The sequence below is a fragment of the Limnohabitans sp. JirII-29 genome, assembly GCF_003063395.1.
GTDB lineage: Bacteria > Pseudomonadota > Gammaproteobacteria > Burkholderiales > Burkholderiaceae_C > Limnohabitans.
This window is the reverse complement of record NZ_NESB01000001.1, coordinates 132,727-146,629: the sequence shown is the minus strand read 5'-3', so window position 1 is coordinate 146,629 and position 13,903 is coordinate 132,727. Positions and strand designations below refer to the sequence as shown.

General features: G+C 57.2%; 15 protein-coding genes and 1 tRNA gene. 3 read left to right on the top strand and 13 right to left on the bottom strand.

Going from position 1 to position 13,903, the window contains the following annotated elements; all coding sequences use genetic code 11:
• Positions 1-12 precede the first annotated feature (12 nt).
• The 12 genes from nuoF to rpsO form a co-directional block, all read right to left on the bottom strand.
• The gene (gene nuoF / locus B9Z39_RS00710; RefSeq protein WP_108300387.1) at positions 13-1,365 is read right to left on the bottom strand and encodes an NADH-quinone oxidoreductase subunit NuoF; all 1,353 of its coding nucleotides are present in this window, start codon (positions 1,363-1,365) and stop codon (positions 13-15) included.
• 85 nt (positions 1,366-1,450) lie between these two features.
• Positions 1,451-1,972: an NADH-quinone oxidoreductase subunit NuoE gene (nuoE, locus tag B9Z39_RS00705; RefSeq protein WP_108300386.1), complete on the bottom strand. Its 522-nt coding sequence runs from the start codon at positions 1,970-1,972 to the stop codon at positions 1,451-1,453.
• Positions 1,969-3,222, bottom strand: coding sequence for an NADH-quinone oxidoreductase subunit D (locus tag B9Z39_RS00700; protein WP_108300385.1), 1,254 nt, complete (start codon positions 3,220-3,222; stop codon positions 1,969-1,971). The genes nuoE and B9Z39_RS00700 overlap by 4 nt, the downstream gene beginning before the upstream one ends.
• Before the next feature lie 90 nt (positions 3,223-3,312).
• Positions 3,313-3,924, bottom strand: a complete 612-nt coding sequence (locus B9Z39_RS00695; RefSeq protein WP_100148117.1) for an NADH-quinone oxidoreductase subunit C — start codon at positions 3,922-3,924, stop codon at positions 3,313-3,315.
• A 14-nt stretch (positions 3,925-3,938) separates the two neighbouring features.
• Complete coding sequence (locus B9Z39_RS00690) at positions 3,939-4,415, bottom strand: NADH-quinone oxidoreductase subunit B family protein (protein ID WP_100148118.1); 477 nt, start codon at positions 4,413-4,415, stop codon at positions 3,939-3,941.
• A 41-nt stretch (positions 4,416-4,456) separates the two neighbouring features.
• Entirely contained in the window at positions 4,457-4,816 is a 360-nt protein-coding gene (locus tag B9Z39_RS00685) for an NADH-quinone oxidoreductase subunit A (protein ID WP_100148119.1), read from the bottom strand.
• A gap of 87 nt (positions 4,817-4,903) precedes the next feature.
• Positions 4,904-4,988: transfer RNA gene (locus B9Z39_RS00680), tRNA-Leu, on the bottom strand.
• 102 nt (positions 4,989-5,090) lie between these two features.
• Positions 5,091-5,453 carry a preprotein translocase subunit SecG gene (gene secG, locus B9Z39_RS00675; RefSeq protein ID WP_100148120.1) on the bottom strand — a complete coding sequence of 121 codons (363 nt, stop codon included), beginning with the start codon at positions 5,451-5,453 and terminating at the stop codon, positions 5,091-5,093.
• A 23-nt stretch (positions 5,454-5,476) separates the two neighbouring features.
• Positions 5,477-6,235 carry a triose-phosphate isomerase gene (gene tpiA, locus B9Z39_RS00670; protein WP_108300384.1) on the bottom strand — a complete coding sequence of 253 codons (759 nt, stop codon included), beginning with the start codon at positions 6,233-6,235 and terminating at the stop codon, positions 5,477-5,479.
• Positions 6,232-7,236 (bottom strand): NAD(P)H-quinone oxidoreductase, encoded by a 1,005-nt coding sequence (locus tag B9Z39_RS00665; RefSeq protein WP_108300610.1) that lies wholly within the window; start codon positions 7,234-7,236, stop codon positions 6,232-6,234. The genes tpiA and B9Z39_RS00665 overlap by 4 nt, the downstream gene beginning before the upstream one ends.
• Before the next feature lie 25 nt (positions 7,237-7,261).
• On the bottom strand, positions 7,262-9,481 hold the full coding sequence (pnp, locus tag B9Z39_RS00660) for a polyribonucleotide nucleotidyltransferase (RefSeq protein WP_108300383.1): 2,220 nt from the start codon (positions 9,479-9,481) through the stop codon (positions 7,262-7,264).
• Positions 9,482-9,713: 232 nt separating this feature from the next.
• Positions 9,714-9,977, bottom strand: a complete 264-nt coding sequence (rpsO, locus tag B9Z39_RS00655) for a 30S ribosomal protein S15 (protein ID WP_100148143.1) — start codon at positions 9,975-9,977, stop codon at positions 9,714-9,716.
• A 276-nt stretch (positions 9,978-10,253) separates the two neighbouring features.
• On the opposite strand from rpsO, the gene B9Z39_RS00650 reads away from it, so the two are divergent.
• Positions 10,254-10,616 (top strand): Hsp20/alpha crystallin family protein, encoded by a 363-nt coding sequence (locus B9Z39_RS00650; RefSeq protein ID WP_108300382.1) that lies wholly within the window; start codon positions 10,254-10,256, stop codon positions 10,614-10,616.
• A 5-nt stretch (positions 10,617-10,621) separates the two neighbouring features.
• On the opposite strand, the gene tsaD is transcribed toward B9Z39_RS00650, so the two are convergent.
• Entirely contained in the window at positions 10,622-11,665 is a 1,044-nt protein-coding gene (gene tsaD, locus B9Z39_RS00645) for a tRNA (adenosine(37)-N6)-threonylcarbamoyltransferase complex transferase subunit TsaD (protein ID WP_100148124.1), read from the bottom strand.
• 97 nt (positions 11,666-11,762) lie between these two features.
• On the opposite strand from tsaD, the gene B9Z39_RS00640 reads away from it, so the two are divergent.
• The gene (locus B9Z39_RS00640; protein WP_100148125.1) at positions 11,763-12,416 is read left to right on the top strand and encodes an ANTAR domain-containing response regulator; all 654 of its coding nucleotides are present in this window, start codon (positions 11,763-11,765) and stop codon (positions 12,414-12,416) included.
• A 232-nt stretch (positions 12,417-12,648) separates the two neighbouring features.
• Entirely contained in the window at positions 12,649-13,893 is a 1,245-nt protein-coding gene (locus B9Z39_RS00635; RefSeq protein ID WP_100148126.1) for a CmpA/NrtA family ABC transporter substrate-binding protein, read from the top strand.
• Positions 13,894-13,903: the final 10 nt, after the last annotated feature.

The following is a 13,903-nucleotide window of genomic DNA, read 5'->3' as shown; positions in this document are numbered from 1 at the left end:
GGTGCTTATCCGTCAAACGTACGCCGGGACCATGCAGGTCTTGTGCGTGATGTGGTGTTCAAATTCGTGGCGGAAATGTTTGAGCATGCCGCGCACAGGCATGGCGGCGGCGTCACCCAAGGCGCAAATCGTGCGGCCCATGATGTTTTCTGCCACGTTGTCCAACAACTCCATGTCACTGGGTCGGCCCTCGCCGCGCTCCAAGCGATCCACCATGCGCCACAGCCAACCTGTGCCTTCGCGGCAAGGGGTGCATTGGCCACATGATTCGTGCATGTAGAAATAGCTCAGGCGTTGCAGGCTCTTGACCATGCAGCGTGAATCGTCCATCACGATGACAGCGCCCGAACCCAACATCGAGCCCGCTTTGGCGATCGAGTCGTAGTCCATGGTGCAGTCCATGATGATGTGGGCTGGCAACACCGGGGCGGATGATCCGCCAGGAATCACCGCTTTGAGCTGGCGACCTTGGCGCACGCCACCCGCCAACTCCAACAATTTGGAGAACGGCGTGCCCATGGGGATTTCGTAGTTGCCAGGACGTTCCACGTCACCGCTGACCGAGAAGATCTTGGTGCCGCCGTTGTTGGGCTTGCCGCATTCGAGGTAAGCCTGCCCCCCGTTGCGAATGATCCACGGCACAGCTGCGAAGGTTTCGGTGTTATTGATGGTGGTGGGTTTGCCGTACAAACCAAAGCTGGCTGGAAATGGCGGCTTGAAGCGGGGTTGACCCTTCTTGCCTTCGAGCGACTCCAGCAACGCGGTTTCTTCACCGCAGATGTAAGCACCAAAACCATGGGCCGCATGCAACTGGAAGCTGAAGTTCGAGCCCATGATGCGATCGCCCAAAAAGCCTGCGGCACGCGCTTCTTCGAGGGCCGCTTCAAAGCGTTCGTAGGTCTGGAAAATTTCGCCGTGGATGTAGTTGTAACCCACGCTGATGCCCATGGCATAGGCCGCAATGGCCATGCCCTCAATCACGATGTGAGGGTTGTGTTGCAAGATCTCACGGTCTTTGCAAGTGCCCGGCTCACCTTCGTCCGAGTTACACACCAAATACTTTTGGCCAGGGAACTGGCGGGGCATGAAGCTCCACTTCAAACCGGTGGGAAAACCCGCACCGCCGCGACCACGCAGGCCCGACTCTTTGACGGCGGCAATGACTTGGTCTTGGGTCAGGCCCTGGCCGCCGTCTTGGCCCAAGATTTTGCGCAAGGCCTGGTAGCCACCACGCGCCACATAGTCTTGCAGCGACCAATTGCTGCCATTCAAGTCGGCCAAGATTTGGGGGCCCAGGTGACGGCCATGAAAGCAGGTCTCGACCGCGTTGGTCTGAAACTGAGAAAGCAGGTGTTGGAGGTTCATGGTTGGACTCCCGCAGGGCCGCCCCAAGGCAGGCCAGAGCCCCCAAGGGGGGCAGTGAATACGCGCAGCGATGAACGTGGGGGCATCATGTGTTTTCCTTCACCGCACGCAAACCATCGACCAACTGGTCGATCTTGTCGTTGCTCATGTAGCTGCACATGGTGCGGTCGTTGACCAACAGCACGGGTGCATCGGCGCAAGCACCCATGCACTCACCGGGCTGCACAGTGAACAGGCCATCAGAGGTAGTCTCGCCCACCTCAATGCCCAACTTGTTGACCAAGTGCACCAAAGCCGCTTGGCCATTGCGCAACTGGCATGGCAGGTTGGTGCACACATTGATCTTGAACTTGCCAACCGGTTTCTGGTTGTACATGTTGTAGAAGGTGGTCACTTCATGCACAGCCATCGGTGCCATGCCCAGGTGCTGGGCAATGGCGCGCTCGCTGTCAGCACTGACAAAGCCCTGCTCTTGCTGCACGATAGCCAAGCAGGCCATGACGGCCGACTGCTTTTGGTCATCGGGGTACTTGGCCACTTCGCGGTCGAAACGCGCGTAGGTTTGGGCCGACAGCGCGGGGCTGTGGGTGGTGGTGTGAGAACTCATCGGTCAATTTCCCCGAACACAATGTCCATGGTGCCAATCACCGCCACGGTGTCAGCGATCATGTGGCCACGCGCCATTTCATCCATGGCTGCCAAGTGGGCAAAACCAGGGGCGCGAATTTTCAATCGGTAAGGCTTGTTGGCACCGTCGCTCACGAGGTAAATGCCAAACTCGCCTTTGGGGTGCTCGACGGCGGCATAAGCCTCGCCTTCGGGCACATGAAAACCTTCGGTGAAGAGCTTGAAGTGGTGAATCAGCTCTTCCATGTTGGACTTCATGCCCTCGCGGCTGGGCGCGGCCACCTTGTGGTTGTCGGTGATGACAGGGCCTGGGTTGACACGCAACCACTGCACGCACTGCTGGATGATGCGGTTGGATTGGCGCATTTCTTCCACGCGCACCAAATAACGGTCATAGCAGTCGCCCGTTTTACCAACAGGGATGTCAAAGTCCATGCGGTCATACACGTCATACGGCTGGTGCTTGCGCAAGTCCCAGGCGATGCCTGAGCCACGCAGCATGGCACCGGTGAAGCCGAGGTTTTTGGCGCGCTCGGGCGTGACGATGCCGACATCGACCAAACGCTGTTTCCAGATGCGGTTGTCGGTCAGCAGGGTTTCGTACTCGTCCACCAGCTTGGGGAAGCGTTGCGTGAAGTCGTCGATGAAATCGAGCAGAGAGCCTTGGCGGTTTTCGTTCAAACGTGCGATGGCTTTGGCGTTGCGCACCTTGCTCGCCTTGTACTGGGGCATGGTGTCGGGCAGATCGCGGTACACGCCGCCTGGACGGAAATAAGCGGCATGCATGCGGGCACCCGACACCGCCTCGTACATGTCAAACAGGTCTTCGCGTTCGCGGAAGCAATAGATCAAGATGTTCATCGCGCCACAGTCAAACCCGTGGCAACCCAACCACAACAAATGGTTGAGCAAACGGGTGATTTCGGCATACATGACGCGGATGTACTGGGCACGCTCGGGCACCTCGATGCCCATCATTTTTTCAATCGCCAAGCAGTAAGCGTGTTCGTTGCTCATCATGGACACGTAATCGAGACGGTCCATGTAGGGCAGCGATTGGATGTAGGTTTTGCTCTCGGCCAATTTTTCAGTGGCGCGGTGCAGCAGACCGATGTGCGGATCGGCGCGTTGCACCACTTCGCCATCGAGCTCAAGCACCAAACGCAGCACGCCGTGCGCGGCTGGGTGTTGCGGACCCAGGTTGAGGGTGTAGTTTTTGATATCAGCCATGATTGGACTCCCGCCGGGCCGCCCTAAGGGAGGCCTGCGCGCCCTCGAGGGGCAGCGAATACACGAAGTGATGAGCGTGGGGGCGATGCATCATGCCAAGCCGCCGTAGTTGTCTTCGCGGATGATGCGCGGCGTGATCTCGCGCGGCTCAATGGTGACCGGCTGGTACACCACACGTTTTTGTTCAGCGTCGTAACGCATTTCGACATAGCCCGAAGTCGGGAAGTCTTTGCGGAACGGATGGCCAATGAAGCCATAGTCGGTCAAGATGCGACGCAGGTCTTCATGGCCTTCAAACACGATGCCATACAGGTCAAAGGCTTCGCGCTCGAACCAGTTGGCAGAATTCCACACATCGTTGACCGAAGCCACCAAGGGCATGTCATCGCTCACAGCAAAAACCCGCACGCGCAAGCGCCAGTTGTGGGCGATGGACAGCAAATGGCTCACCACCGCAAAGCGCGGGGCGTCGGTGAATTTGGAATGGGCACCGTCTTTGTAGCTGGAGTAGTCCAAGCCGCACAAGTCGATGAGTTGCTCAAAGCCCAAGCGCGCGTCATCGCGCAAGGTGCGCATGACCGCGTGGTAGTTGGCGGCTGACACGGTCAGCGTGACCTCGCCCAGCGCCGCATCAAGTTGCTGGATGTTGTCGCCCAGCACCTCTTGCAGGTTGGCTTGAAGCGTGTGAATGGAGTGGCTCATGGTCGCAGTCCTGCTCAACGGGCAATGGTGTTTTCGCGGCGAATCTTGCTCTGCAATTGCAAGATGCCGTACAGCAAGGCTTCCGCAGTGGGCGGGCAACCGGGCACATACACATCCACCGGCACCACACGGTCACAGCCGCGCACCACCGAATAGCTGTAGTGGTAGTAGCCGCCACCGTTGGCGCATGAGCCCATAGACAAGACCCAACGCGGCTCAGACATCTGGTCGTAGACCTTGCGCAAAGCAGGCGCCATCTTGTTGCACAAGGTGCCGGCCACGATCATCAGGTCCGATTGACGGGGGCTGGGGCGAAACAACATGCCAAAGCGGTCGATGTCGTAACGGGCAGCGCCCGCATGCATCATCTCCACCGCGCAGCAAGCCAGACCAAAGGTCATGGGCCACAACGAGCCAGTCTTGGCCCAGTTCACCACCGAGTCGTAGGACGTGGTGATGAAGCCTTCTTTGAAAACGCCTTCAATTGCCATATGAGTTCCTTAATTCTTTTCCTGCCATGCAACGCTCGGGATCACTCCCAATCGATGGCACCCTTGATCCACATGTAGGCAAAGCCTGCAACCAAAATGGCCAGGAAAATCATCATGTCGATGAAGCCGATGAAACCAATTTCCTTGAGCGCCACGGCCCAAGGAAATAAAAATGCAATTTCGAGGTCGAACAAAATGAAGAGGATGGCGATCAGGTAGTAACGCACATCAAACTTCATGCGGGCGTCTTCAAACGCTTCAAAACCGCATTCGTAAGGGGAGTTTTTGGCAGGGTCGGGGCGATTAGGGCCCAGGAAGTAACCCAGAACTTGGGGGACAACCCCCACGCCAAGGCCTACAAGGATAAACAGGAGGACGGGGAGGTACTGTTCAAGGCTCATCGCAATCTCGCGGTATGACTAGTCGTTCTTAGTCTGCGAGTCTGCCCGACCTGGTTGACACCAGATTGACAGCAGACTTTGTTTGGATGGTGCCGTCGGCGAGACTCGAACTCGCACAGCTTTCGCCACTACCCCCTCAAGATAGCGTGTCTACCAATTTCACCACGACGGCTTGTATGCGTTCAGTTCAACGAAGAGGAATAACGCTTACTGAACAGCCTCAGAGTTTACCCTGAAAAGAACGATTTTCTCTCTGAAGCTTGAGGTTTTATGTTCACTTGGTGGGGATTTGTGCCGCGCCAGACGCAGGCACAACAGCGGCAGGAACAGCATCGGCTGAGGCACCCGCAGCAGGTGCCACCACCGCACCTTCAAGCACACTGCCCGAACTGGCAGGACGCAAGTTGCCAAAGTAAGCCAAGGCCAGCGTGCAAGCAAAAAATACAGCGGCTAATACGCCCGTGGTACGCGACAAAAAGTTCGCACCACCACTGGCACCAAACAAGCTGCCTGAGCTGCCACTGCCAAAAGCTGCGCCCATGTCGGCACCTTTGCCGTGCTGGACCAAGATGAGGCCGATCATGGCCAAAGCAGCCAACAACTGAACCACTTGCACAATGTTAAGAATCAAATTCATAAAAACTCCGAAATAGCTGTGTGTCAGCGGGCAGCCGCTGCGATGATGGTCAAAAAGTCAGCCGACTTCAACGCCGCGCCGCCAATCAACCCACCATCAATATCTGGTTGGCTCAGCAACTGAGCCGCATTGGCAGCGTTCATGCTGCCACCATAAAGAATTTGCACGCGGTCCGCATGTGCAGTCGCTGCCTGCAATTGCGCACGCAACACAGCGTGCACGGCTTGAGCTTGCTCTGGCGTGGCAGTTTGGCCTGTGCCAATGGCCCACACGGGCTCGTAAGCCACCACGATCTCGCTGATGCAATGCCCGTTGGTGTGAATGACCGCAGCCAGTTGGCGCTTCACCACCTCTTCGGTTTGACCGGCTTCGCGCTCGGCCAAGGTCTCACCCACACACACGATGGGTGTGATGCCTGCCGACAAGGCACGTTGCGCCTTGATAGCCACCAACTCATCGCTTTCGGCATGGTATTGACGACGCTCAGAGTGCCCCACGATGGCAAAACGCACCGCAAAGTCTTTCAACATGGCAGCAGAAATTTCACCGGTGTAGGCACCTTGCTCGTGCGCAGACAAATCTTGCGCGCCCAGCTCAATGCCCGAGCTCTGTGTCAGTTGCTGCACTTGCGACAAATAAGCCGCAGGCACACATACCGCCACTTGCGCTTGCTGACCCGCGAGTGCTGCACTCAACCCTTGTGCAATGCTGTGCACCAAAGCCTGGTTGGCAGCCAAGCTGCCATTCATTTTCCAATTGCCTGCAATGAGTTTTTGTTTCATGACAAGTTCCAAGTCAACACAATCTTGCCAATGTGCTGGTTCGACTCCATCAAGCGATGGGCCCGTTCAGCGCCATCCAGCGAGGCTGCATCAAAAGTTGAATGAATCACCGGCTTGATTCGACCGGCTTCGATCAGGGGCCAAACCTGCTGGCGCAGACTGCTGGCAATGGCTGCTTTGAATGCCACCGGACGTGGGCGCAGGGTTGAACCGGTGATGGTCAAACGGCGACGCAGGACCAAGCCTGCGTTAAAGTTGCTCTTGACCCCACCCTGGACAGCGATGATGACCAAACGGCCATCTTCAGCCAAACATTCAACCTCACGCGCCACATAGTCGCCCGCCACCATGTCGAGCACCACATCCACGCCTTTGCCATCGGTCAGGCGTTTGACCTCAGCCACAAAGTCATGTGTTTTGTAATTGATGGCGTGATCTGCCCCCAGCGCCACGCAGGCGGCGCATTTGTCGTCGCTGCCCGCAGTCACGATGACCTTGGCACCCAGGGCTTTAGCCATTTGAATGGCCGTCACACCAATGCCGCTCGAGCCGCCTTGCACCAACAAGGTTTCCCCTGCCTGTAGACGACCGCGGTCAAACACATTGCTCCACACCGTGAAGAATGTCTCTGGCAACGATGCAGCCTCGACATCGCTCAGACCTTTTGGAATTGGCAAACACTGCCCGACAGGTGCCACACAATGGTCGGCATAACCGCCACCGGCCACCAAGGCACACACACGGTCACCCACCTTCAGACCTGCAGCCGCCATAGCCGCTGCGTCGCCTGAGGCGATGACACCGGCGACTTCCAGCCCAGGCACATCCGATGCCCCAGGAGGCACAGGGTAGTTGCCAGTACGCTGCAACACGTCAGGGCGGTTCACGCCGCTGGCGCTGACGCGAATCAGCAACTCGCCCACGCCTGGCTGCGGCGCAGGCCGTTGGCCTGGACGCAGCACCTCAGGAGCACCGGGCGATGTGATGTCAACAATGCGCATCATGTGCGTCACCTCGGCTGTCAAATCAAGACTGATGGTCTTGATGGGCATCCCCTGCATGGGGACGCTCAGCATGTTGGTTGTCAGCGTGCTGGCGCTCACCATGGTGGTGACGCTGCTCGCCTTGATGCTCACCCTGGTGCTCAGCAGCAGGACGCTCGGTCAAGGCTTTCATCGACAACTTGACGCGACCTTTTTCGTCCGTCTCCAACACTTTCACGCGCACGATCTGACCTTCGGCCAACACATCGGTGACCTTGTTAATGCGCTCGTGGCTGATTTGGCTGATATGCAGCAAACCGTCTTTGCCTGGCAACAGGTTAACCAAAGCGCCGAAGTCCAAGATCTTGGTGATCGGGCCTTCGTAGACCTTGCCAATTTCCACTTCAGCTGTGATTTGCTCGATGCGCTTCTTTGCTTCTTGGGCCTTGTCGCCATCGGTGGCAGCGATGGTGATGGTGCCGTCTTCGTCGATGTTGATCTGGCAACCGGTTTCTTCGGTCAGCGCACGAATGACAGAACCACCCTTGCCAATCACGTCACGGATTTTTTCAGGGTTGATCTTCATGGTGAAGAGCTTGGGTGCAAAGTCAGAGACTTGCGTGTTGGCTTCGCCCATGGCGTCTTGCATCTTGCCCAGAATGTGCATGCGTGCTTCCTTGGCCTGAGCCAAAGCCACTTGCATGATCTCTTTGGTGATGCCTTGGATCTTGATGTCCATCTGCAAAGCGGTGATGCCGTGGGTGGTACCGGCCACTTTGAAGTCCATATCGCCCAGGTGATCTTCGTCACCCAAGATGTCGGTCAACACGGCAAAGCGGTTGCCTTCTTTGATCAGACCCATGGCAATACCGGCCACGTGGGCTTTCATGGGCACGCCAGCGTCCATCAGCGACAAGCAGCCGCCGCAGACCGAAGCCATAGAAGATGAACCGTTGGACTCGGTGATTTCAGACACCACACGCAAGGTGTAGGGGAATTCTTCTTTGCTTGGCAACACCGCCGCTAACGCACGTTTGGCCAAACGACCGTGGCCGATTTCGCGGCGCTTGGTGCTGCCCATGCGACCCACTTCGCCAGTGGCAAAGGGAGGCATGTTGTAGTGCATCATGAAACGGTCTTCGTACTCACCGGCCAAGGCGTCAATGCGTTGTGCGTCGCGCTCGGTACCCAAAGTGGTGACCACCAAAGCTTGGGTTTCACCACGTGTGAACAAAGCCGAACCGTGGGTGCGGGGCAACACGCTGTTGCGAATTTCGATGGGACGCACGGTGCGCGTGTCGCGACCGTCGATGCGGGGCTCGCCAGCCAAAATTTGGCTGCGCACGATGCGCGCTTCGATGTCAAACAACATGCTCTCAACCTTGACGGCGTCAAACTCCACACCGTCAGCCTTGAGGCCAGCCATGACGGCGGCGTAGGCTTCGCGGCAAGCATGGGTACGGGCTTGTTTGTTGCGGATCTGATAGGCAGCGCGCAGCTTGTCTTCAGCTTGTGCGGTGACCTTGGCGATCAGCGGCTCGTCCTTAGCAGGTGCAGTCCAGTCCCAAGCGGGTTTGCCAGCGTCGCGCACCAACTCGTGAATGGCATTGATGGCAATGTTGCCTTGCTCGTGGCCAAACACCACAGCACCCAACATGATGTCTTCCGACAGTTGTTGAGCCTCGGACTCCACCATCAACACAGCGGCTTCAGTGCCTGCCACCACCAAGTCCATCAGGCTGTCTTTGCGCTGGGTTTGGCCGGGGTTCAAGACGTATTCGCCGTTGATGTAACCCACGCGGGCTGCGCCGATAGGGCCATTGAAAGGAATGCCCGAAATGCTGAGGGCAGCAGACACGGCGATCAAGGCGGCAATGTCGGCGTCGACTTCAGGGTTCAAGGACACGGTGTGAATCACCACGTGCACGTCGTTGTAGAAACCTTCAGGGAACAAAGGACGGATCGGACGATCGATCAGGCGACTGGTCAGCGTCTCGTGTTCGCTGGGCTTGGCTTCGCGCTTGAAAAAGCTGCCAGGGATCTTGCCTGCGGCATAGGTTTTTTCGATGTAGTCAACGGTCAAAGGAAAGAAGTCTTGGCCAGCTTTGGCAATCTTCGAACCCACCACCGTGGCCAAGACCACGGTGTCATCCATGTTGACGAGCACAGCGCCGCCGGCTTGGCGAGCAACTTCGCCGGTTTCCATGGTGACCGTGTGTTGGCCCCACTGGAAGGTTTTGGTGACTTTGTTGAAAAGTGACATGGTTTTCTCCTAAAGAGTTTGGGAAGTGCAGGCCACTTCGCCGAAGCCCGGAGGAACTGGTGCAGCAAACGATGCCATTCCAAAAAAGCCCACTAGGTCGTCTTTTTTGGAATGACACAGCTTTTCGAATCTGCGCCTCGTACCGTTCCGTTGGATTAAGAATTTCAGTGCAACAAGTGCAAAACGCCTGAGCTATTTAAATAACTCAGGCGTTTGTCGCGAACTTCAGCGATTACTTGCGCAGGCCAAGCTTGGCAATCAGTGCAGCGTAACGGTCAAAGTCTTTGGACTTGAGGTAGTCGAGCAATTTGCGACGACGGCTCACCATGCGCAACAAGCCACGACGACCATGGTGGTCTTTGGCGTGTGTCTTGAAGTGAGGGGTGAGTTCGTTGATGCGGGCAGTCAGCAGTGCAACTTGCACTTCAGGACTACCGGTGTCACCAGCGGCGCGTGCGTTGTCTTTGACAACTTCAGCAATTTTTGCAGTCAGCATGTGTTTTCCTTTGATGTTTGACTTGCGTTGGGCCATGGAACTTAGACCCAACGTGCTTGCTTCACCTCATAGATAAAGCCCACAGAGTATAGCAAACCCCAACTTTAGGCCGCTGACCGGCGTTTGCCATAGCGCCAAGGGCCGCTTTTTCAAGTCACAAGATCCAAAAATATTCCTCTTTGCCATGCCCTTGAAATCAGCCGAGCCGCGCGCAATTTCTGTTCATGCTGCACCGCATTCCGCAGTGCAGCCCGCTATTTGCAAGGAGAAATCACCATGTTGTTTACCCCCGTCAATGCCCGTTTGAACCGCCCCGCTCTCCACTCGTTTGAGCGTTTTTTGGGTGATGCGATGCGTCAAACCGGCCCCTCACAAAACTTCCAACAAGACGACAAGGCCTATCGTCTGAGTTTTGATGTGCCAGGCATCAGCCGTGAGCAATTGCAAATTGAGATTGAAGACAACGTGGTGCGTATCCAAACTGTGGCCGATGCCCCCCGTCAATACCGTGGCAGCTACGAATTGCCGCAGCACATTGACACCGCCAGCAGCAGTGCCAAATTGGAAAATGGCGTGTTGACCTTGGAATTGGTCAAGCAGCAACCCAAGAGCAACGCCACCTCACTGTCGGTGCAATAACAGTGTCATCCAACCAGCTCGGCCAGAGGCCAGCGCGGTTTGATGTCAAAGCTATAACTGGTGGACAGTGCCGAGCTCTCTTGAGACTCGGCCTGCAAGCGCATGGCAGCGGCCATGGCAATCATCGCGCCGTTGTCGGTGCACAAATGCAACTCAGGGTAGTGCACCCGCACATTCAAACGCGCACAAGCCGCGTTGAGCTGCTCACGCAGGTGACGATTGGCTCCCACACCACCAGCCACCACCAAGCGTGTCAAGCCGGTCTGGCGCAAAGCGGCCAAGGACTTCTTCAACAACACCTCCACAATCGCGGCCTCGGTCGAAGCGGCCAAGTCCGCCTTGCGCGCCTCAAGTTGCGCCCCCAACTTTTGCGCTTGGGTCAGCACAGCTGTTTTGAGCCCTGCAAACGAAAAATCCAAATCTCCGCTGTGCAGCAAAGGGCGCGGCAACTTGAACGCCGTGGCATCACCTTGTTGCGCCAGCTTGGACAAAGCAGGTCCACCTGGGTAACCCAAGCCCATCAGCTTGGCTGATTTGTCAAAGGCTTCGCCTGCGGCGTCGTCGATGGTTTCGCCCAGCAACACATACCGGCCCACCCCATCCACCCGCATCAGCTGCGTATGCCCCCCCGACACCAACAAAGCCACAAACGGGAACTCTGGCGCATCCTCACTCAAAAACGGCGACAGCAAGTGCCCTTCCAGATGGTGTACGCCCAGCACCGGCTTGCCCAAAGCTGCGCCCAACGCACAGGCCACACCCGCTCCCACCAGCAAAGCGCCGGCCAAGCCTGGGCCACGTGTATAAGCCACCACGTCCACCGCTTGCAAGCTTTGCTGCGCTTGGGCCAACACCTCACGCGCCAGAGGAATGACGCGACGGATGTGGTCACGGCTGGCCAGCTCGGGCACTACGCCCCCGTAGGCTTGGTGCATGGCAATTTGGCTGTGCAATGCATGCGATAACAAGCAAGGCAAGGCCTGTCCATCGGCGCGCACCAAAGCCACGCCGGTCTCGTCGCAAGAAGATTCAATACCAAGGATCAACATAGTGGACAAGTTTATGCGGATGGGTTGTTGCCTCACATGACTGGCGCACAATTTGCATCACTCACACCGACAGTGAGTGTGCCTAGAAAGTTCCGGAATGAAAGCCAGCCCCAAGAAGATCAAACCCCAGGAAGCCTTGCGCATCGTGGTGGTGGCTCCTGACTTGGTGGTGACCGACCCCCACGACGACCATGCACGCACCCAAGCCGAGCGCTCACGTGCGTTGCGCATTGGCTTGCTGGAAAGCGGCTTCAACCTGATTGCGACACTGCCCGCCGATGTGTTTTTGGCCGACCGCATCAGCCAGTTGCAACCCGACCTGATCATTGTGGATGCCGAATCCGAGGCCCGTGACGCACTGGAGCATGTGGTGTTTGCCACCCGTGATGCGAGGCGGCCCATCGTGTTGTTCACCGATGACAACGACACCAGCCATGTGCGCGATGCCGTGGCGGTCGGTGTGTCGGCCTACATCGTGGACGGTCTCTCCAGCACGCGCATTCGCCCGATCCTGGATGTGGCGATGGCGCGCTTCGAATACGAACAAAATTTGCGTGACGAACGTGACCAGGCTCGACACGCACTGCAAGAGCGCGGTCTGGTGGACCGGGCCAAAGCTCTGTTGATGGACAAACAATCACTCACCGAAGCGCAAGCCCACGCGAAATTACGCAAAGTAGCGATGGACAAAGGCCTCAAGCTGGCCGATGTGGCACAGCGCATTCTGGACATGGCTGATCTATTGTCCTAATTTGGTGCGCAATGCCCCGCATGCACCGGGTCGCGCACCCAATCAGAGCAAACCCTAGCTCAACAAGCATGGAATTACCTGGCACAGGCTTTGCATTGTTGAAGACATAACCCTCCAAGGTTCGAACGGACAAAGGCGTCCCCAGACATGGCTTTCACGAGCTGTCTCTGCGGACGCCTTTTTCTTTGCCTCAAGGCTTTTGGAGTTGCCTGTTTTTTTCAAGGAGTGATTCATGACCGATCTGCTGGAGACCCCTATGAGCCGTCGCAATGTGCTGCAAGCCGCCACCGCCAGTGCCCTGACTATTGCGCCCGCCTTGCGCGCAGCGGTCTATGCCCAAGGCTCAGACAAGCCCGAAAAAGAAGAAGTGCGCATTGGCTTTATCCCGCTGACCGACTGCGCCAGCGTGGTCATGGCCTCGGTGCTGGGCATCGACAAAAAGTACGGCGTCAAGATCATTCCCACCAAAGAAGCCAGCTGGGCCGGTGTGCGCGACAAATTGGTGAACGGCGAACTGGACTTCGCCCACGTGCTCTATGGCTTGGTGTATGGCGTGCATCTGGGCACCTCGGGTCCGAAAAAAGACATGGCCGTGCTGATGAACCTGAACCAAAACGGCCAGGCCATCACCCTGAGCAAAAAGCTCGCAGACAAAGGGGCCGTGGATGCGGCCAGCTTGGCCAAGCTGATGAACACCGAGAAACGCGAATACACCTTCGCCCAAACTTTCCCAACCGGCACCCACGCCATGTGGCTGTACTACTGGTTGGCCAGTGTGGGCATCAACCCGCTCAAAGACGCCAAGGTGATCACTGTGCCGCCTCCGCAAATGGTGGCCAATATGCGCGTGGGCAACATGGACGGCTACTGTGTGGGTGAGCCCTGGGGCCACCGCGCCATTGCCGATGGCATTGGCATCACCGCCACCACCACCCAAGACATCTGGCCAGACCACCCGGAAAAAGTGCTGGGCACCACGGCCGAGTTCGTCAAGAAATACCCCAACACCGCACGCGCTGTGACGGCCGCTATTTTGGAAGCCGGCAAATGGATTGACGCGGGCTTGCAAAACAAGATGAAGATGGCCGAGACGATTGCCGACAAAGCCTATGTGAACACCAGTGTGGACGTGATCAACCAGCGCATCTTGGGCCGCTACCAAAACGGCTTGGGCAAAACCTGGGACGACCCCAACCACATGAAGTTTTACGCCGACGGTCAGGCCACCTTCCCTTACCTCTCGGACGGCATGTGGTTCTTGACCCAGCACAAGCGCTGGGGCCTGCTCAAAGACCACCCCGACTACCTGAAGGTGGCCAAAGAAGTCAACCACATTGACGTCTACAAACAAGCTGCTACGGCCAGCAAAACCCCGCTGCCCAAAGACGTGATGCGCACCAGCAAGCTGGTCGACGGTGTGGTGTGGGACGGCAAAGACCCTAAGAAATACGCCGACGGTTTCAAAGTCAAAGCTTAAGGACAACGGC

Coding starts and splice junctions, on each gene's coding strand:
- B9Z39_RS00690 (WP_100148118.1), bottom strand. CDS start 4,415: ATGGCAATTGAAGGCGTTTTCAAAGAAGGCTTCATCACCACGTCCTAC.
- B9Z39_RS00650 (WP_108300382.1), top strand. CDS start 10,254: ATGTTGTTTACCCCCGTCAATGCCCGTTTGAACCGCCCCGCTCTCCAC.
- B9Z39_RS00700 (WP_108300385.1), bottom strand. CDS start 3,222: ATGGCTGATATCAAAAACTACACCCTCAACCTGGGTCCGCAACACCCA.
- rpsO (WP_100148143.1), bottom strand. CDS start 9,977: ATGCTGACTGCAAAAATTGCTGAAGTTGTCAAAGACAACGCACGCGCC.
- pnp (WP_108300383.1), bottom strand. CDS start 9,481: ATGTCACTTTTCAACAAAGTCACCAAAACCTTCCAGTGGGGCCAACAC.
- B9Z39_RS00695 (WP_100148117.1), bottom strand. CDS start 3,924: ATGAGCCACTCCATTCACACGCTTCAAGCCAACCTGCAAGAGGTGCTG.
- B9Z39_RS00640 (WP_100148125.1), top strand. CDS start 11,763: ATGAAAGCCAGCCCCAAGAAGATCAAACCCCAGGAAGCCTTGCGCATC.
- secG (WP_100148120.1), bottom strand. CDS start 5,453: ATGAATTTGATTCTTAACATTGTGCAAGTGGTTCAGTTGTTGGCTGCT.
- nuoE (WP_108300386.1), bottom strand. CDS start 1,972: ATGAGTTCTCACACCACCACCCACAGCCCCGCGCTGTCGGCCCAAACC.
- B9Z39_RS00685 (WP_100148119.1), bottom strand. CDS start 4,816: ATGAGCCTTGAACAGTACCTCCCCGTCCTCCTGTTTATCCTTGTAGGC.
- tsaD (WP_100148124.1), bottom strand. CDS start 11,665: ATGTTGATCCTTGGTATTGAATCTTCTTGCGACGAGACCGGCGTGGCT.
- nuoF (WP_108300387.1), bottom strand. CDS start 1,365: ATGAACCTCCAACACCTGCTTTCTCAGTTTCAGACCAACGCGGTCGAG.
- B9Z39_RS00635 (WP_100148126.1), top strand. CDS start 12,649: ATGACCGATCTGCTGGAGACCCCTATGAGCCGTCGCAATGTGCTGCAA.
- tpiA (WP_108300384.1), bottom strand. CDS start 6,235: ATGAAACAAAAACTCATTGCAGGCAATTGGAAAATGAATGGCAGCTTG.
- B9Z39_RS00665 (WP_108300610.1), bottom strand. CDS start 7,236: ATGCGCATTGTTGACATCACATCGCCCGGTGCTCCTGAGGTGCTGCGT.